This is a genomic window from Gordonia liuliyuniae (assembly GCF_021739025.1).
Taxonomy (GTDB): domain Bacteria; phylum Actinomycetota; class Actinomycetes; order Mycobacteriales; family Mycobacteriaceae; genus Gordonia; species Gordonia liuliyuniae.
The window spans coordinates 64,177-81,617 of record NZ_JAKKOT010000003.1; the positions used below are offsets into that span (position 1 = coordinate 64,177).

Consider the following 17,441-nt stretch of genomic DNA (forward strand, 5'->3'; position numbering starts at 1 on the left):
CGCCTTCGATCGTCGACTCTCACGTCGCGTGAGAGTCAAGCCTTCATGTCGGTGCCGTGCCGGCCGGGTCGCCGCATCACCGGTTTAAGCAGGTCAGGTCGCTGCGGTATGCGGATGAGGCCATTGGGAAGATGCGGGCGCCGCAGGGAGCGGGCGAGGAACTCGCCGAGGGTGACTCCGGCGGCGAGCGCGCACCCGGTCGTCAACGCGGCGGCGACCTCACCGAACCCGATCAGCGACTGGCCGCTCATGATCCCGTAGAGGCCGCGGTAGATCGAGAGGCCGGGCAGGAGCGGGGTGATGCCTGCGACGGCGACGACGAGCGGCGGGGTGAGCGCACGGCGGGCGGCGAGACCACCGACGAGACCGACCACGATCGCAGCCGCGGCCGAGCTGAGAATGGTGCCGGAGTCGGTGAGGGCGAGACCGAACGCGACCGCCGCCGCGACGGCGCCCGCCCCGAACGCGACCGGGATGGCACGTCGTTCGGCGTAGCTACCGACGGCGAACGCTCCCGCCGCGATCGCGCCGCCGACGATGCGCGCGGCTAGGTCGGTTGGGCCGAACGGCATCTGGGTGCCGAGGCCCGGCAGGATGACGCCGAAGCTTTCAGTCATCCGCAGACCCAACGCGACGCCTGCGAGTATCCCGCCGGTCAACAGGACGACTTCGCAGAATCGCGCTGTCCCGGTGATCGGAGCTCCGGTGATCGCGTCCTGCACCGAACCGACGAGCGACAGCCCGGACAGGAGCACCACGATGCCCGCCGCGATGATCTGGGACGGCACGAACGTGTCGTCGAGCCCGAGCGCGTCCCGCCAATGGAACAGCAACGCCGCGGGCACGATGGCGATGAACCCGCCCGCGAACTGCTGGAAGAACATCGGGGTCCCGACTCGGGCGAGACGTCGGTTGAGAGTGACGATGACGATTGTCGTGATGAGTGCGGTGACGCCGACGATCCAGGTGCCGCCGAGCAGGATCGAGATGCCCGACGCCATCACTCCCCACCCCGTGTTCGCTATCCAGTACGGGTAGGGGTGCGGGGCCCGGGTGATCTCATCGACGATGCCGTGCGCCGTCGCAGGGGTGATCGCGAGTTGCCGGATGCGACGGACCAGTCGGTCGACGTGTGCGAGTCGGGTGAAGTCGAGCGACCTCGCGTACACGGTGCGCACACACGTCACCGGCGGCAGGTTGTTCCCGCGCTGCGCGCACACGAGGATCGTGTTGAACGTGACGTCGATGTCGACGTCGTCGAGGCCGTAGATGCCCGCGACGAACTCGATCTGGCGTCGAGTGTCGATCGCGCCGGTCCCCGAGTCGAGGAGAACCGCGCCGATCTTCGCAGCGAGGTCGAGGACCTCGGTGATCGCGGCTTCGTCGTCGATCGCGATCGGCTTGCGTGGCGCGACGACGATGCTGCCCGGCTCGATCGTGTCGATCGTGGCCTGGGCTGTTCCGAGGACGCGGTTGAGTCCTCGACGGATGAACGCACGCACGTGCGTGGCCTCCTCTCGGTCCGGTAGGTAGACGGGTGGGTGCGTGGTGTCGCGGCTATGCAAACGATGCTAGTCCCGGCCGGGCGGCGGGCGACGGTTATACTTTTACCCCGCACGCCTCCTTAGCTCAGTGGTAGAGCACTCGCCTTGTAAGCGAGCGGTCGTCAGTTCAATCCTGACAGGGGGCTCCACCACGTTCCCTTCGGTTGTTCGCCGGAGGGAACGTGTGCGTTGCGCACTGTGATGGACGTGTCATATCGCCGAGGTCTCTCGTGCAGAACCCACTCTGCTCACACCGGATTCGCACGGTTCTCTCAGCGGCCGTCCGTAGATTCGCCGCATGAGTTCATCAGCTGACAACTTCGTGCAGACCCGATTCATCGACGGTTGGTCCAGGACGAACGGGGTCCACGCTGCGGTGCTCGCGACCCGCGACGTGGACACCATCGCGCGGGCCGTCGAACGGGTGGCCGACGAGCGCCCCGATGCGCCGCGATATCTGCGGCACGGAGTGATCGCGCGAGGGCTGGGGCGCTCGTACAACGAGTCGGCGCAGAATCGAGCGGGCCTCACGATCGACATGACCGCACTCGATCGGATCCACCGGATCGACGGTGAGGAACTGGTGGTCGACGTCGACGCAGGCGTGAGTCTCGACCGGCTGCTGCGGACGCTCGTCCCGCTCGGGTTGTGGCTGCCGGTGCTGCCGGGGACCCGGCAGGTCACTGTCGGCGGGGCGATCGCCCACGACATCCACGGCAAGAGCCACCACAGCACCGGCAGCTTCGGCGACCAGGTTGTCGACGTCGATCTACTGGTCGCCGACGGCCGCATCCTCACCCTGACGCCGGACGGATCGCCCGACGACCCCGACGGATCGCTGTTCTGGGCGACGGTCGCCGGACTAGGCCTCACCGGCATCATCCTGCGTGCGCGTCTGCGGATGCAGCGCACCGACAGCGCGTACTTTCTCGCTGACGGTGTCGTCACCACCAGCGTGGAAGAGACGATCGACCTGCATCGCAACGGGTGGGGCGACTCCGCGGACTACAGTGCGGGCTGGTTCGACGCGGTCAGCAAGGAACCCAGGCTCGGTCGCGGCTTCTTCACGCGCGGTCGGCTCGCGACCGTCGAAGAACTGCCCGCGAAGCTGCGGAAGAATCCGCTGACGTTCGACGCCCCGCAATATCTGACGGTGCCCGACGTCTTCCCGAGCGGGCTCGGCAACCGGTACACGTTCGGTCTGATGAGTGAAGCGTACTTCCGCACCGGTTCGACGTTCACCGACAAAATCCACAACATCACCGGGTTCCTGCACCCGCTCGACATCATGGGGGAGTGGAATCGCTTCTACGGTCGGAAAGGATTCCTGCAGTACCAGTTCGTGATTCCGCCGGAGAACCTCGACGCGTTCGGTCCGCTGCTGCGCGCCGTGCGCCGCTCCGGGCACGCGAGCTTCCTCAACGTCCTCAAGATGTTCGGCGACGGCAACCGCGCGCCGCTGTCGTTTCCGACAGCCGGCATGACCGCGACGTTCGACTTCGCAATCAGCCGCGGACTCGACCGCCTCGTCGCCGACCTGGACCGCCGCGTCCTCGACGCGGGCGGACGTCTCTACTCGGCGAAGGACTCGGCGACATCGCCCGCCACCTTCCGCGCGATGTATCCGCGGTTGGACGAGTGGATCGCGGTGCGCCGCCGCATTGACCCGACGGGGGTGTTCGTCTCCGACATGGCGAAACGGTTGAACCTCGTGTGAGAGGAGGCCTCAATGCAGGGTGCGGCGGCCTAATACGGGGTGAGACGGCCTAGTACAGGGTGAGACGGCCTAGTGCAGGGTGAGATGGCCTAGTACAGGGTGAGATGGCCTAATACAGGGCGATCAGGTCGGTCCGCAGATCCTCCTGCGGGGTCGAAGACGGATCGTTTACGTAGATCTCGATCGTCGCGCGGGGCGTCGACCCGCCGTTGGCCTCGTGCACCTCCATCAGCGCCTCCCACGCCGAGCCGAGACCGTCGAAGCCGCCGATGTGGCTCATGATCAACGCCTTGCCGGACGGGAACACCTCGTTGGCGATGTCGTGCGGGTTATCGGGGTCGCCGAAGTCGACGGTGTCGACCGGCGCGTCAACCGGGAAGCCGAGCGTCAGGTCGAACACGTCGGTCGGGTCGCCCTCATACATCGCGTAGCCGGGGCCCGCGGGCCGCGTCTGCGCGAGCGTGTGGAACGACTCGTCGAAAATCTCCCGCAGGTCCTCGAGCCGGACGTCGTAGAACTTCTGAGTGACGACGGCGATCCCGTCGGGCAGCGTCACTTCCATGGGCTGCAGGAACGAGTCGTCACGAAAGAACAGCGGGATGCTCATGCCAACAGAGCGTACGGACGCCCCGACGCGCTCGCACTGCGGGCCGGTGCCGGTGACGGCACAATGGGACTGTGAACTCCGATGATCTGGTCGTCGACACGTCCAACGGACCGATCCGAGGCATCGCCAGCGAATCCGTCGACGTCTGGAAGGGGATCGCCTACGCGCGGCCACCGGTCGGCGAACTGCGGTGGCGGCACGCCGTCGAACCCGCGTACCACGCCGACGTCATCCCCGCAGACACGTTCGGTCCCGTCTGCCCACAACCCGTGATGCAGGTGGTCGAGCTCGCGGCAGGCACTCGGCAAGAAGAGGACTGCCTCTACCTGAACGTCGCGACGCCGCGCGGGGCGGCGGCGAGCGACGCGGAACTCCCCGTCATGGTGTGGATCCACGGCGGAGCCTATCTGTGCGGCGCAGGCTCCCAGCCGATGTACAACCCGGTCTCGTTGATCACGACCGGCAACAGCGCGGGCACCCCCACCGTGATCGTGACCGTCAACTATCGGCTGGGCGCGTTCGGCTTCACCGACCTGTCGGCGTGGTCGACGGCCGACCAGACGTACGAGGCCAACTGTGGGATGTCCGACGTCCTGGCCGCATTGGGATGGGTGAACCGGAACATCGCCGGGTTCGGGGGCGATCCGTCGAACGTCACCGTGTTCGGCGAGTCGGCGGGCGGCGGCATCGTCACCACCCTCCTCACCATGCCCGCGGCCGACGGCCTGATCCACCGGGCGATAGCGCAGAGTTCGCCCGCCACCAGCGTGTACGGACGCGAACGAGCGGAGAAGTACGCCGAGTTGATGCTCGCGCCCATGCCACCGGACCGGGTACGGCCGGGCATGCTGCGCAGCGTCCCGGTCGGCGCGCTCGTCGCCGGATCGCAGCGCGCGTTCCTCGACGTCCCGCGAGACTTCCCAGGGACCATCGCGCACACGCCGGTGATCGACGGCGATCTGATACCCGACGATCCGCTGCGAGTCTACGACAGCGACGGTGCGCTGCCGGTGCCTCTGCTGATCGGTACCAACCGGCACGAGACATCCCTGTTCAAATGGATGTCGTCGCCGCTGATGCCGGTCAAGTCCGAGCACGTCGACGCGATGTTCGCGCACATCGGCACCGAACAGCCGGAGCTCCCGCTGCCCGAACCCGACCACCTCGACGACTCGTATCAGCATGTGAAGACGCGGGTGCGGAGCATGGCCATCTCGCGCGACATCGGGTTCCGAATGCCCGCGCTGTGGATCACCGAAGCCCACCACCGACAGGCACCGGTGCACCTGTACCGGTTCGACTGGGCGACTCCGTTGCTCCGCTTCATCGGCTTCGGCGCGGCGCACGCCACCGAACTACCGTACGTGTGGGGCAATCCGACATCCACCAAACGCGACCCGATGTATCGACTCGGCGGCCGCCAGACCGGCGACGACGTGTGTCGCCGCGTACAGCGTCGCTGGCTCAACTTCGCGGCGTCCGGCGACCCCCGAATCGGCGACGGCAGTGATGAAGCCCGGTGGGAGCCGTACACCGACGACCGGCACGCGTCGTTACGCATCGGCGCGCACGACACGGCATCAGTCGGTCTCGACGACGCATTGCTGCAAGCATGGGGTGAGGAGGTACTGAGTTTCCGATGACTTACCCACACGTGCGCAGGCACGGTTCACAGGCATTGTTCGACGGCGGATTCGCCTACAGCGCAGAGGTTCTCGACGGTTCGGTGCTCTTCACCGCCGGGGTGTCGCCGTTGGATCGGGGCGGCGAGGTCGTCGCTCCCGACAATCCCGTGGCGCAGACCGGACACACCGTCGCGCTGCTGACGAAGCTGCTCGCCGAGCGCGGCGCGACGATCGGCGACATCGTCAAACTGACCGTCTACGTCGCCACCTCCGATCGGACGGACCTCGCCGCAGTCTGGCAGGCGCTCGCCCCGGAATTCGGTGCCGACATCCCGCCCGCCGTCATGGTGGCGGTCACCGTGCTGCCGTATCCCGGGCAGCGCGTCGAACTCGACGCCGTGGCCGCAGTCCGATGAGTCGCCCGTTCGTCGACGACGCTCAACGTCGCAGCCGCCTCCAGCGACGGCAGTTGTTGGCCGACGATACGACGCGCGACGTCGTCGACGTGGCCGACGCCGTCGTCGGGCTCCACGCGACCACCGCGTCGACCGTGCACCTGTCGGTGTGGGCGCGCAGCCCGCAGACTCTGCCCGGAACGGTCGACACCGCGCTCTACGACGCCCGCACCGTCGTCAAACAACTCGCCATGCGCCGGACGCTGTTCGTGATGAGTCGGCCGGTCCTGGCCGACGCCGTCGGCGCAGTCGGGAGCCGAGTGGCCGCGTCCGAGCGGACCAGCCTGCTGCGCGACCTTCGGCGGGACGACGGCCCCGCCGACCCGGAACAGTGGATCGCCGACGCGCGATCGGCCGTCCTCGCACTGTTGGACGGCACCGAACTGGCCGCTGCGCAGGTGCGGCAGGCGTTGCCCGACTACGACCTATCGATTCTGCGGGACGTCGGCAAGAAGTACGGCGGACCGTCGCCGATGCTGCCGCGGCTGCTCAACCACATGGCCGCCGCGGGCGACGTCGTCCGCGGAACCAACCGAGCCGAATGGTTCGTGTCCCGACCGGGGTGGACGTCGATGACATCGTGGCTCGGTGAGCCGCTCGCCGAGGTGACCCCGGTCGACGGCCACCGCGATCTGATCGCGCGCTGGCTGCGAGCGTTCGGGCCTGGCACCGAGACCGACCTCGTCTGGTGGCTCGGGTCAACCAAGTCCGCCGTCCGGGCAGCGCTCGCCGCACTCGACGTCATCGAAGTGGATCTGCAGTCCGGTGACGTCGGATACCTGCTCGCCGACGACGCCGGCCCCGTCGAGCAGGTGGCTCCGCGGGCACTGCTGCTTCCGGGACTCGATCCGACGACGATGGGGTACAAACAGCGGCGCTTCTACCTCGACGACGCCCACGTCCCGCACCTGTTCGACAGCAACGGCAACGGCGGTCAGACGGCATGGTGGGACGGGCGGATCGTCGGAGGGTGGGTGCAGGAGGACGGCCGGGTCCGCGTCCAACTGCTGGAAGAGGTTCCGGTCGAAGCGGTGCGGGCGTTGACAGCGCGCGCCGACGAGTTGGAGCAGTGGTTGGGGGGAGTCCGCCTCGCTCAGGGGGCGTTCGCATCGCCGCTGATGAGAAAGACCTCGACACGCGACACCAGCGAGTCGCGTTCACAGGAAGCTCCCAGAGTTCGGCAAGCGGGAGAGTAGGCGGCAGGGGCATCATCGGTTGGTATGAGCGAGACCCCTGCCGCCAAGATCCTTGTCGTCGACGACGAGGAGAACATCCGAGAACTGCTGTCCGTGTCGTTGAAGTTCCAGGGACACGAGGTGCGGACAGCGGCGAACGGGCCAGCGGCCATCGACATCGCACGCACCTACACACCCGACGTCCTCATCCTCGACGTGATGATGCCGGGAATGGACGGATTCGGCCTGCTGCGCAGGCTACGCGCGGACGGCGTCGCGGCGCCCGCGCTGTTCCTGTCGGCCCGCGACTCCGTCGAAGACAAGATCAACGGCCTCACCATCGGCGGCGACGACTACGTGACCAAACCGTTCAGCCTGGAAGAAGTCGTCGCACGGATCGGCGTCCTGCTGCGACGCAACGGCCACGGCGACAAGGCGACCGAACCGTCACGCATCGTCTTCGCCGACATCGAGTTGGACGAGGACACCCACGAAGTGTTCAAGGACGGGGATCTCGTCGCGCTGTCGCCGACCGAGTTCACGCTGCTGCGCTACTTCATGGTGAACGCGGGGACAGTGCTGTCCAAGCCGCGCATCCTCGACCACGTGTGGAACTACGATTTCGGCGGCGACGTGAACGTCGTCGAATCGTATGTCTCGTACCTGCGACGCAAGATCGACACGGGCCCGCAACGGCTCATCCACACCCTTCGCGGCGTCGGGTACGTGATGCGCGAGCCACGCACGTGAACGCGCTCGCAGCACGCCTGCGGGCGATGCCGTTGCGGGTGACTCTCGTTCTGTTGACGGTGATCCTGGCGCTCGTCGGTCTCGGCGCGTCCGGCATCGCCGTCACCTCGGCGATGCGCAGCGACCTCACCTCCCGTGCCGACGGGGAGCTGATCGACGCGGTCAACGGCTGGGCGCAGCCGCACGGGCCCCGTGAGGACGACTCTCCGGGGCCGCCCGGCCTGCGGCGCCCGCCGTCGCAGTACTTCGTCGCGGCCTCCCTCCCGAACGGGTTCCAGATCACCTTCAACGACTACGGCTCGGCCCCCGACCTGTCGTCCCTGCCCGACGGCGACGCGACACCGCGCACCGTCGGCTCGGAGGGGCCCGGCCCCAACTGGCGGGTCGTCAAACGTGTCTTGAACGGGACGTCCAGCGTCGTCGCGATGCCGTTGACCGACATCGACGCGACGATGACCCGGCTGATCTGGCTGCAGGTCGGGGTCGGCTGCATCGTCCTGACCGTGATCGGCGTCCTCAGCTATCTCCTGGTGCGGACCAGCCTGCGGCCGCTGCGTCGCGTCGAGGAGACCGCGCACGCCATCGCAGGAGGCGACCTTCACCAACGTGTCCCGGCGCGCCCAGTGAACACCGAGGTGGGAAGCCTCGGCGAGTCGGTCAACGCGATGCTCGCCCAGATCCAGGGAGCGTTCGCGGCGACCGAGGCCTCCGAACAGCAGGCTCGTGCCTCGGAAGAGAAGATGCGCCGATTCGTCGCGGACGCCTCACACGAACTGCGGACGCCGCTGACCTCGATCAAGGGGTTCGCCGACCTCATGTCGATCGGCGCCGCACCGGATCCCGACGACGCGGTCCGTCGAATCTCCGGCGAAGCCGACCGGATGACGATGCTCGTCGAAGACCTCCTCGTGCTCGCCCGACTCGACGCGCAGCGGCCACTGGCCATCGAACCGGTCGAAGTGCTTCCGGTACTCGTCGACTCGGTCGAGGCGGCGCGAGTGTCCGCTCCGGGGCGGGACATCGACCTCGACATCGTCGGGTTAGACCCGGCGACGACGGTGGCGGGCGACCGGTTGCGACTGCGGCAGGTCCTCGGAAACCTCGTCGGGAACGCGATCGCACACACCGGTGGCTCCATCACCGTGTCGGCGAAGGTCGACGGCCCCGACGTCGTCGTCGCCGTCCTAGACCACGGTCCAGGACTCACCGCGGTCGAACGCGACCACATCTTCGAACGCTTCTACCGCGGCGACCCGTCACGCCACCGCGAGGAGGCCGGATCGGGCAGCGGACTGGGACTGTCGATCGTGGCGGCCCTCGTGCACGCGCACGGAGGCCGCGTGGGCGTGCGTTCCGAGCCGGGGGAGGGCGCCTGCTTCTGGTTCGCGCTCGCGCACACCAGGGAGTCGGCCGCAGACACCGACGAGTCCGCGGGCACGGGCGGACGGCAGTAAGGTCGGGGCATGGCTTCGGTATTCACGCACATCATCAACGGAGATCTGCCCGGGCGTTTCGTCTGGAAGGACGGCCAGTCCGTCGCGTTCATGACGATAAACCCGGTCACACCCGGACACGTGCTCGTGGTGCCGCGCAAAGAGATCGACCATTGGGAGCAGATCGACACGCCCACGTTCACGCATCTCATGGACGTGTCGCAGAAAGTCGGTCGCGCAGTGAAAGACGCGTTCGACGCACCGCGGATGGGCCTGCTCATCGCCGGACTGGAGGTGCCACACCTGCACATCCACGTGTTCCCGGCTCACTCGCTGGAGAGCTTCGACCTGTCGAAAGCCGACCAGGATCCGTCGCCCGAGTCGCTCGACGACGCGGCGACCAAGATCCGGGCCAGCCTCCACAGCCTCGGCTACGGCGAATACGTCGCCGACTGACCCCTTTCCACGACCTACGCAGTCTGATGCACGAGCATCGGGGAGACGGCCGAGGCGCCCGCTTCGCGCAGTGACGCCGCGGCCAACGTGATCGCCCACCCCGACGAGGTCTCGTCGACGACGAGCAGCACGGCCAGCCCAGCGACCTCGGGCGGCGCCGACCCCAGATGGTCGCGCCAATAGGCTGCTTCCGTCGCGCTCGTGGCGTCCCGGCTCGGGACCGGACCAGCGACGACCGGATACGCCGTGCCCGGGCGTCGTCCGACGCTGCGGAGACGTTCGGCGAGATCGGCTGCCAGATCTCCGCCGCGCAGATCGAGGGACACGATCGTCTCGGGGCGGATCCCACCGCGCCGTCCCCAATCCGCGAGGACAGCGACCGCGGACTCCGACAGTCGGTCCCGCGCCGTCGCGTCCCCGTTCTTGGCGGCGTCGAGCACATCGCCCCACTGCGGCGCGTCAGCGAAGGCCAGGACCCGCCCGGCCTCCGCCGCGAGTTCGGCGGGGATCCGGCCGCGTCGACCGAACGACCCGCCCGGCCACATCTTGCGCGGCGCCAGGATCTGCGCGTCGCGACGGAGGACGGCCGACAGAGTCGCGACCGTCTCGTCGTCGGGGCGCTCGTTGAGCCCCGGAGTGAGTTCGCCTCGGCACACCGAGCAGCGGCCGCAGTCGTCGGCGGCCGGATCATCGAGCGACTCGGTGAGCAGTCGCATCAGGCAGCGTTCGCCGCGGACGAAGGCCCGCATGATGTCGGCTTCGCGTTGGCGCACCGCGACGACACCCTCGTAGTGCGGTGCGTCGTACACGTACGGTCGGCCGGTCGCCGCCCACCCGTCCGGCGTCCGCTCGACCACGCCGTCGACGGCCAACTGCTTCACCGCCAACTCGACCTTGCCGCGCCGGACACCGGTCGCCGACTCCAGATTAGGCACGCTCACCGGCCCACCCGCCTCGTTCATCGCGTCGAGGATCCGATTCATCCGCTTCGGGTCGGGGATGGTCGCCGTCGCGAAATACTCCCAGATCGAGTCGTCGAGCCGCGATGCGAGGAGAACGACCACCGCCTCGTCGAGGGCGCGTCCCGCACGACCCACCTGCTGGTAGTACGACACCGGTGACGGCGGAGCCCCGACGTGGACGACGAACCCGAGGTCGGGCTTGTCGAAACCCATCCCGAGCGCGGACGTCGCGACGAGCGCTTTCACCCGGTTGTCCAAGAGGGCGTCTTCGAGCTCGTGACGCTCATCGGCCGGCAGCTGTCCGGTGTACGCGGCCACCCGGGGTTCGTCGCCCCACACCGTTCGGATCGCGGTGACCAGCCGGTCGGCGTCGGCGACCGTCAACACGTAGATGATGCCGGAACCCGGCAGGAACGGCAGCTCCTGCGCCACCCAGCCGTACCGCTGAATCGGTGAGAGTCCATCGACGACGTTGAGGTGCAACGACTTCCGCGCCAGCGGGCCGCGCAGAACGAGCGTGGCCCCGGCGCCGAGCTGATCCGGCCCGCTCGCTTCGCTCCCGGCGCCGAGTTGAGCGGCGATGTCATCGGTCACGCGCTGGTTCGCGGTCGCCGTCGTCGCGAGCACCGACGTCTGCGGATTCAAGTTCTGCAGCACATCGGACACTCGGCGGTAGTCGGGCCGGAAGTCGTGTCCCCAGTCGGAGATGGCGTGCGCTTCGTCGATGACGACGAGACCGAGCCGGCCCGCGAGCGCGTGGAGGACGCGAGCGCCGAAACCGGGATTCGCGAGCCGCTCCGGCGAGACCAACAGGACGTCGAGGCTCCCGGCCAGCAGATCGCCCTCGACGGCGGCCCACTGGTCGACATTGCTGGAGTTGAGCGTCGCAGCGCTCAGACCGGCGCGGCCCGCGGCGGCCACCTGGTCGCGCATCAGCGACAGGAGCGGCGAGACGATCAGGGTCGGGCCGCCGCCCGCCTCCCGGATCACCGCGGTCGCCGCCCAGTAGACGGCGGACTTACCCCAGCCGGTGGCCTGCACGACGAGCGCGCGCGAACCGGGAGTCGCGAGCGTCGCGACCGCAGCCTCCTGGTCATCGCGGAGCCGGGCATCGGGCCCCGCGAGTGCGGTGATCACGCGGTCAGCCACAGAGCGCTGGGCATCAGTCAGAACCGTGGGTGTGCTCATGCGACCAAGGTATAGGCGACCGGTGACGAGATCGAATGCGTTATCCACAGGAGCGCCACCGACCCTCTCGTCGGTGTCACCAGGTAAGTGCGTCCGAGATCACGGATTGGGTTGAATCCACGTTCACCTCGACGACGGTCGACGGCGCGACGATGTACGACCTGAGCGGCGCCACGGACTGACCTCCGGCGCTTGTTGCCCACCCGATCGACGGGACGCAGTCTAGTGTGACGGCGTGCCAATGCGAACTCAGTTGCAGCGGATGATCGGGCGGGACCCGGACGAGGGCGAACGGGCGGGGAGCGGCCTGGAAGTCTTCTACGACCTGATCTTCGTCGTCCTGTTCTCGGTCGCCGGCGTCCAGCTCGCCGACTACCTGGCAGAGGGTGAGGTCTTCGTCGCGGTCGTCGGCTACCTCCTCGTCGCGTTCGCCGCCATCTGGGCGTGGATCAACTTCGCCTGGTTCGCGTCGGCTTTCGACACAGACGATCCGTGGTTCCGCCTATCGGTCCTTGTCCAGATGATCGGGGTATCGATCATGGCGGTCGGTATCCCGCCGGTGTTCTCGTCGATCCACGCCGACGCTCACGTCGACGTGAAAGTCATCGTGTTCGGCTACATGGTGATGCGGCTCGGATTGGTTCCGCAGTGGCTGCGTGCCGCTTACCAGTCCGTGAGATACCGGCAGACGTGTCTGACGTACGCGGTGGCCTGCATCGTCGCTCAAATCGGGTGGACCATCGTCGCGCTCGCCCCCATGGGGTTGCGGATGACGCTGGTCGCGATCCTGATCTGTGTCGTCATCGAGTTCCTCGGCCCATTCGTTGCCGAGAAGCGGAAGGCGACGCCCTGGAATCCGTTCCACATCACCGAGCGGTTCTCGACGCTGATCGTCATCACCCTCGGCGAAGGCGTCGTCGGAACGGTAGCCGTCCTGCAGGCACAGATTGGGCGGGGTGGCTGGACCGCGCAGACCGCTGTTCTGGGCGCCACCGCACTCGGCGTCACGTTCTCCATGTGGTGGCTGTACGCGGCGATGCCGAACGGTAAGGGCCTCGCCGAACATCGCAGTCGGTGCTTCCTCTGGGGTTACGGGATGATCCCAGTCTTCATGGCGTGTGCGGCAGTCGGCGCGGGCATGGACTTGATCGCCAAATGGATCGAAGGCGAGACGCACGACTCTTCTCTCATGGTGATGGCCGCCGTCGCCATCCCGTTGGCTGTCTTCACCATCGGTGTGATCGTCGCCCACTACTACCTCATCGGCCCGTCCGGCATGGAACTGATGTTGATCGTCACCGCTCTGATTCCGATCATCGTCGGACTCGTGCTGGTCGCGGTCGGGGTGCCACTCCTGGTGGCTGTCGTCGTCGGCGCTCTCGCGCCCGTCCTGCCCGTCCTCATCATCGAATTCAGCGAGCGGTTCGAACCCGCTACGCTGTGATGCGTGCGCGCACTGGTGATCGGCTCGGGCGGCCGCGAACACGCCCTCCTCCTCGGACTCGGTCGGGACCCGTCGGTGACGGAGCTTCACGCTGCACCCGGCAACGCAGGCACCGCAGCGGTTGCGACCAACCACGCGGTCGATGCGAACTCCGGTGACGCAGTAGTCGCGCTCGCTCGCGAGATCGGCGCCGACCTCGTCGTCGTCGGACCCGAGGTACCGCTGGTGCATGGTGTCGCCGACGCGCTCCGCACCGCGGGCATCGCAGTGTTCGGCCCAAGCGCGCAGGCCGCGCAGATCGAAGGGTCGAAGGCGTTCGCCAAAGACGTGATGGCTGCGGCGGGTGTCAACACCGCGCGCGCGGAGAGCGTCACGGCGGCCGCCGACATCGACGCGGCACTCGATCGTTTCGGGCCGACGTGGGTCGTCAAAGACGACGGATTGGCAGCGGGTAAGGGCGTCGTCGTCACCCCCGATCGGGCCACCGCTCGTGCTCACGCCGTCGACGTCATCGAGAACGGACACCCGGTGCTCCTCGAGAGCTTCCTCGACGGGCCCGAAGTCTCCCTGTTCTGTCTCGTCGACGGCGAGACAGTCGTCCCGCTGCTGCCGGCGCAAGACCACAAGCGTGTCGGCGACGGCGACGAGGGCCCCAATACCGGCGGCATGGGCGCCTACACGCCGCTGCCGTGGCTTCCCGACGGCATGGTCGATCGCATCGTCGACGAGGTGGTCCGTCCCGTCGCCGCCGAGATGGTCGAGCGCGGCGTCGGCTTCTCCGGTCTGCTGTACGCGGGTCTGGCCATCGGGTCGGACGGTCCGTCCGTCGTCGAATTCAACTGTCGCTTCGGCGATCCCGAGACGCAAGCCGTTCTCGACCTACTCGAGTCCCCGCTCGGCGAGGTGCTCGGCGCCGTCGCTAACGGCACGCTCGCCGATCTCCCCGCGCTGCGCTGGTACGACGGCAGCGCCGTCGTCGTGGTGCTCGCCGCCCAGAACTATCCGGGCAGCCCGCGCACCGGCGACGCGATCACCGGAGCCGACACTGAAGGAGTCCTGCACGCGGGCACCAAGATCGACGATTCCGGCGACATCGTCTCCTCGGGGGGACGTGTGCTGTCCGTCGTCGGCCGCGGCGCCGACCTCGCGCAGGCACGCGCTCAGGCCTACGCCCGCCTGTCCGACGTGACCCTCGACGGTTCGCACTTCCGCACCGACATCGGCAAAGCGGCCGAAGACGGTCGGATCAAGCTCTAACGCTGAGCGCCGGGTGGAGGACGACGTACTTCGGCACTTTCTTTCGGCGTCAGGCCGAAAGAAAGTGCCGAAGTTCTTCTAGCCCCGCGACACCACGATGTCGCGCCGTCAGGCGGCCAGCGAGCGACCGAGGAACGCGATCTGATCGGGGAGCGCCGACCGCCAATAACGGTTGGTGTGGCCGCCCGGCGACGTCGAGAACGCCGCGGGCGGGTGCAAGTCAGCTGCCCACTGCCGCGCGTACATGTAGAACTGGTCCGATGTCCCGACACTGATCATCAACGGGATGTTCGCGAACACATGCTGCTGCCCGAACATCGAGTTCGCCCGGTAGTCGCCGTACGAATCGAACGCGCGCGGCGGGAACTGTGCGGGATCAGCCCACATCGCAGGAGAACTGACGGCGATCGCGGCGACACGCTGCGGCCCGAGAATCGCGCCGATCCGCAGCGCGCCGTACCCGCCCATCGACCAGCCGAACAGGCCGATCTTGTCGGTGCGAAGGTCCAGTTCGGGACTCTGCTCCAGCATCGGAACGAACTCGTCGATGATCATCGCCGCGCCGTCGGCACCGTCGGTCCGCAGGTGGAAGTAGTTGTCGCCGACATCGGCGCAGGCGACCGCGAACGGCGGGTTCCCGGCGTCGACGTGTTGCTGGACGAAGCCCTGAATGTTCAGACCGTGACTGAAGATCGTCTTCTCGTTGGTGTTGAGCGCGTGCGCGACAACCACGACCGGCAGTTCGCCGGTCACGCCGCGCGGGCGGGCCACAGCCCAGCGCGTCGGTCGTCCGGCCATCTTCGCCGACACGAACTCACCGGTGACGACCGGCGGATCGTTCGGGATCGACGCAGGGGTCGTCTCGATCGCCAGCTCGTCGTCGGCGCCGACGTGCGCCGCGCCGTGCGGGGTCAACGGATCGTTCGACGCACAGGCCCCCAGCCCGAGCACCGCCAGACCGGCGCCGCCCGCGAGGAGTCCGCGCCGTGAGATCGCACGCGGACGTGCGCCACCGGACGTCAGCGAACTCGAGAGGTCGCCGAGGTGAGGTGTCGTTTCAACGGGAGTGGAACGGTCGTCGGGCATCGCCCGCGAATTCTACCGGGACGGCGGCCGTAATCCGACCCGTCAGCGCGGGCAGGTGCAGCGCTGGTCTTCCGGTACCTGAGACATGACTTCGTCGACATGGGCGCCGCAGCCGTCCCAAGTGATCTTGCCGCAAGCCTTGCACGTGACGGGATAACACATGAGCCCAAGGATACGGGGCGCCGCGCACGCGACCGATCCCGACTCCGACTCCCCAGAAGGGTTCCCCAGAAGGGTAGGGATTCGGCACGTGCACTGGACACCACTAGACTGCACAACGTGGGTAAACCTGCTATCAGCAATGTCCTTGCCAATCGATACGCGTCCGCCGACCTGGCACAGATCTGGTCGCCGCAGCACAAGATCGCGTTGGAGCGTCAACTCTGGATCGCCGTGATGAAAGCGCAGCGCGACCTCGGGATCGACGTCCCGGCCGACGCCATCGTCGACTACGAGCGGGTCGTCGACCAGATCGACCTCGAGTCGATCGCCGACCGTGAGCGGGTCACCCGCCACGACGTGAAGGCTCGAATCGAAGAGTTCAACGCGCTCGCCGGGCATGAACAGATCCACAAGGGCATGACGAGCCGGGACCTCACCGAGAACGTCGAGCAACTGCAGGTCCTGCTGTCCCTGCAGCACGTGCGCGCACACGGCGTCGCCGTACTCGCCCGCGTCACCGACCGTGCGGCGCAGTACGCGACCGTCGTGATGGCGGGTCGCAGCCACAACGTGGCAGCCCAGTCGACGACCCTCGGCAAGCGGTTCGCGTCCGCGGCGGACGAACTGATGATCGCGCTGACCCGCGTCGATGAACTGATCGCGCGCTACCCGCTCCGCGGCGTCAAAGGCCCCATGGGCACCAGCCAGGACATGCTCGACCTACTCGACGGCGACGCGGGCAAGCTCGACGAGCTCGAAGGCAAGGTCGCGCAGCACCTCGGCTTCGCGACCGGTCTGACCTCCGTCGGCCAGGTGTACCCGCGTTCCCTCGACTACGACGTCGTCTCCGCGCTCGTGCAGGTCGCGGCCGGGCCGTCGTCGCTGGCCACCACGATCCGTTTGATGGCGGGTCACGAACTCGTCACCGAAGGCTTCCAGCCCGGCCAGGTCGGCAGTTCGGCGATGCCGCACAAGATGAACACCCGCAGCTGTGAGCGGGTCAACGGCCTCGCCGTCATTCTCCGCGGCTATGCGTCGATGACCGGCGAACTCGCCGGAGCCCAGTGGAACGAGGGCGACGTGTTCTGCTCGGTGGTGCGACGTGTCGCGCTACCCGACGCCTTCTTCGCGATCGACGGACTCATGGAGACATTCCTGACGGTCCTCGCCGAATTCGGCGCCTATCCGGCCGTCATCGCTAACGAACTCGACCGCTACCTGCCGTTCCTCGCCACCACCAAGGTGTTGATGGCATCGGTGCGCGCAGGCGTCGGACGCGAGACGGCGCACGAGGCCATCAAGGAGAACGCCGTCTCCGTCGCCCTCGCGATGCGTGAAGAGGGCCGCGAACCGGATCTCCTCGACCGGCTCGCCGCCGACAGCCGCATTCCGCTCGACCGGGCACAGCTCGACGACCTGATCGCCGACAAGTCGGCGTTCACCGGGGCGGCCGAGGCGCAGGTCACATCGGTCGTCGAACAAGCACAGAAATGGATGGACGCCTACCCCAACGCCGCCGCCTACACGCCCGCGCCGATCCTGTAGCGCCCGCGCCGATCCCGCCACGACGTCTCCGACCC

Annotated in this window: 15 protein-coding genes and 1 tRNA gene; 11 read left to right on the top strand and 5 right to left on the bottom strand. The window is 67.7% G+C overall.

Annotation, left to right across the window (positions count from 1 at the left end):
- Positions 1-35: 35 nt before the first annotated feature.
- Positions 36-1,502 carry a threonine/serine exporter family protein gene (locus L5G28_RS05225; RefSeq protein ID WP_237000611.1) on the bottom strand — a complete coding sequence of 489 codons (1,467 nt, stop codon included), beginning with the start codon at positions 1,500-1,502 and terminating at the stop codon, positions 36-38.
- A gap of 116 nt (positions 1,503-1,618) precedes the next feature.
- On the opposite strand from L5G28_RS05225, the gene L5G28_RS05230 reads away from it, so the two are divergent.
- Together L5G28_RS05230 and dprE1 are read left to right on the top strand one after the other, a co-directional pair.
- Positions 1,619-1,693 (top strand) — tRNA-Thr (locus tag L5G28_RS05230).
- A gap of 149 nt (positions 1,694-1,842) precedes the next feature.
- Positions 1,843-3,261 carry a decaprenylphosphoryl-beta-D-ribose oxidase gene (gene dprE1, locus L5G28_RS05235; protein ID WP_237000612.1) on the top strand — a complete coding sequence of 473 codons (1,419 nt, stop codon included), beginning with the start codon at positions 1,843-1,845 and terminating at the stop codon, positions 3,259-3,261.
- 109 nt (positions 3,262-3,370) lie between these two features.
- On the opposite strand, the gene L5G28_RS05240 is transcribed toward dprE1, so the two are convergent.
- Positions 3,371-3,868: a GyrI-like domain-containing protein gene (locus L5G28_RS05240; protein ID WP_236997786.1), complete on the bottom strand. Its 498-nt coding sequence runs from the start codon at positions 3,866-3,868 to the stop codon at positions 3,371-3,373.
- 71 nt (positions 3,869-3,939) lie between these two features.
- On the opposite strand from L5G28_RS05240, the gene L5G28_RS05245 reads away from it, so the two are divergent.
- The 6 genes from L5G28_RS05245 to L5G28_RS05270 are packed head-to-tail and all read left to right on the top strand — an operon-like array spanning position 3,940 to position 9,762.
- Positions 3,940-5,511 (top strand): carboxylesterase/lipase family protein, encoded by a 1,572-nt coding sequence (locus L5G28_RS05245; protein WP_237000613.1) that lies wholly within the window; start codon positions 3,940-3,942, stop codon positions 5,509-5,511.
- A complete protein-coding gene (locus L5G28_RS05250; protein ID WP_237000614.1) occupies positions 5,508-5,909 on the top strand; it encodes a RidA family protein in 402 nt (133 codons plus the stop codon). Before L5G28_RS05245 ends, L5G28_RS05250 begins: the two co-directional genes overlap by 4 nt.
- Positions 5,906-7,144: a winged helix DNA-binding domain-containing protein gene (locus L5G28_RS05255; protein WP_237000615.1), complete on the top strand. Its 1,239-nt coding sequence runs from the start codon at positions 5,906-5,908 to the stop codon at positions 7,142-7,144. The genes L5G28_RS05250 and L5G28_RS05255 overlap by 4 nt, the downstream gene beginning before the upstream one ends.
- 24 nt (positions 7,145-7,168) lie before the next feature.
- The gene (locus tag L5G28_RS05260) at positions 7,169-7,873 is read left to right on the top strand and encodes a response regulator transcription factor (protein WP_237000616.1); all 705 of its coding nucleotides are present in this window, start codon (positions 7,169-7,171) and stop codon (positions 7,871-7,873) included.
- A gap of 26 nt (positions 7,874-7,899) precedes the next feature.
- Complete coding sequence (locus L5G28_RS05265; RefSeq protein ID WP_237001258.1) at positions 7,900-9,327, top strand: sensor histidine kinase; 1,428 nt, start codon at positions 7,900-7,902, stop codon at positions 9,325-9,327.
- A 9-nt stretch (positions 9,328-9,336) separates the two neighbouring features.
- Complete coding sequence (locus L5G28_RS05270; protein WP_236997781.1) at positions 9,337-9,762, top strand: HIT family protein; 426 nt, start codon at positions 9,337-9,339, stop codon at positions 9,760-9,762.
- 14 nt (positions 9,763-9,776) lie between these two features.
- Here the strand turns inward: L5G28_RS05270 and L5G28_RS05275 are convergent, their stop codons facing one another.
- Positions 9,777-11,912 (bottom strand): RecQ family ATP-dependent DNA helicase, encoded by a 2,136-nt coding sequence (locus L5G28_RS05275; RefSeq protein WP_237000617.1) that lies wholly within the window; start codon positions 11,910-11,912, stop codon positions 9,777-9,779.
- Between the two features lie 241 nt (positions 11,913-12,153).
- On the opposite strand from L5G28_RS05275, the gene L5G28_RS05280 reads away from it, so the two are divergent.
- Both L5G28_RS05280 and purD read left to right on the top strand, forming a co-directional pair.
- The gene (locus tag L5G28_RS05280) at positions 12,154-13,356 is read left to right on the top strand and encodes a low temperature requirement protein A (RefSeq protein WP_237001259.1); all 1,203 of its coding nucleotides are present in this window, start codon (positions 12,154-12,156) and stop codon (positions 13,354-13,356) included.
- A gap of 3 nt (positions 13,357-13,359) precedes the next feature.
- A complete protein-coding gene (gene purD / locus L5G28_RS05285) occupies positions 13,360-14,613 on the top strand; it encodes a phosphoribosylamine--glycine ligase (RefSeq protein WP_237000618.1) in 1,254 nt (417 codons plus the stop codon).
- 108 nt (positions 14,614-14,721) lie between these two features.
- Here the strand turns inward: purD and L5G28_RS05290 are convergent, their stop codons facing one another.
- Together L5G28_RS05290 and L5G28_RS19570 are read right to left on the bottom strand one after the other, a co-directional pair.
- Entirely contained in the window at positions 14,722-15,699 is a 978-nt protein-coding gene (locus tag L5G28_RS05290) for an alpha/beta hydrolase (RefSeq protein WP_237000619.1), read from the bottom strand.
- Between the two features lie 42 nt (positions 15,700-15,741).
- Complete coding sequence (locus L5G28_RS19570; protein WP_504864848.1) at positions 15,742-15,861, bottom strand: DUF8730 family Cys-rich protein; 120 nt, start codon at positions 15,859-15,861, stop codon at positions 15,742-15,744.
- Between the two features lie 117 nt (positions 15,862-15,978).
- Between L5G28_RS19570 and purB the strand changes: the two genes are divergently transcribed.
- Positions 15,979-17,406: an adenylosuccinate lyase gene (purB, locus tag L5G28_RS05295; protein WP_237000620.1), complete on the top strand. Its 1,428-nt coding sequence runs from the start codon at positions 15,979-15,981 to the stop codon at positions 17,404-17,406.
- Positions 17,407-17,441: the final 35 nt, after the last annotated feature.

Excerpts from the sequence above, each read along its gene's own strand:
- L5G28_RS05250 (WP_237000614.1), top strand. The coding sequence starts at position 5,508 with ATGACTTACCCACACGTGCGCAGGCACGGTTCACAGGCATTGTTCGAC.
- L5G28_RS05275 (WP_237000617.1), bottom strand. The coding sequence starts at position 11,912 with ATGAGCACACCCACGGTTCTGACTGATGCCCAGCGCTCTGTGGCTGAC.
- L5G28_RS05240 (WP_236997786.1), bottom strand. The coding sequence starts at position 3,868 with ATGAGCATCCCGCTGTTCTTTCGTGACGACTCGTTCCTGCAGCCCATG.
- L5G28_RS05265 (WP_237001258.1), top strand. The coding sequence starts at position 7,900 with ATGCCGTTGCGGGTGACTCTCGTTCTGTTGACGGTGATCCTGGCGCTC.
- L5G28_RS05270 (WP_236997781.1), top strand. The coding sequence starts at position 9,337 with ATGGCTTCGGTATTCACGCACATCATCAACGGAGATCTGCCCGGGCGT.
- L5G28_RS19570 (WP_504864848.1), bottom strand. The coding sequence starts at position 15,861 with ATGTGTTATCCCGTCACGTGCAAGGCTTGCGGCAAGATCACTTGGGAC.
- L5G28_RS05290 (WP_237000619.1), bottom strand. The coding sequence starts at position 15,699 with ATGCCCGACGACCGTTCCACTCCCGTTGAAACGACACCTCACCTCGGC.
- L5G28_RS05280 (WP_237001259.1), top strand. The coding sequence starts at position 12,154 with ATGCGAACTCAGTTGCAGCGGATGATCGGGCGGGACCCGGACGAGGGC.
- L5G28_RS05260 (WP_237000616.1), top strand. The coding sequence starts at position 7,169 with ATGAGCGAGACCCCTGCCGCCAAGATCCTTGTCGTCGACGACGAGGAG.
- dprE1 (WP_237000612.1), top strand. The coding sequence starts at position 1,843 with ATGAGTTCATCAGCTGACAACTTCGTGCAGACCCGATTCATCGACGGT.
- L5G28_RS05255 (WP_237000615.1), top strand. The coding sequence starts at position 5,906 with ATGAGTCGCCCGTTCGTCGACGACGCTCAACGTCGCAGCCGCCTCCAG.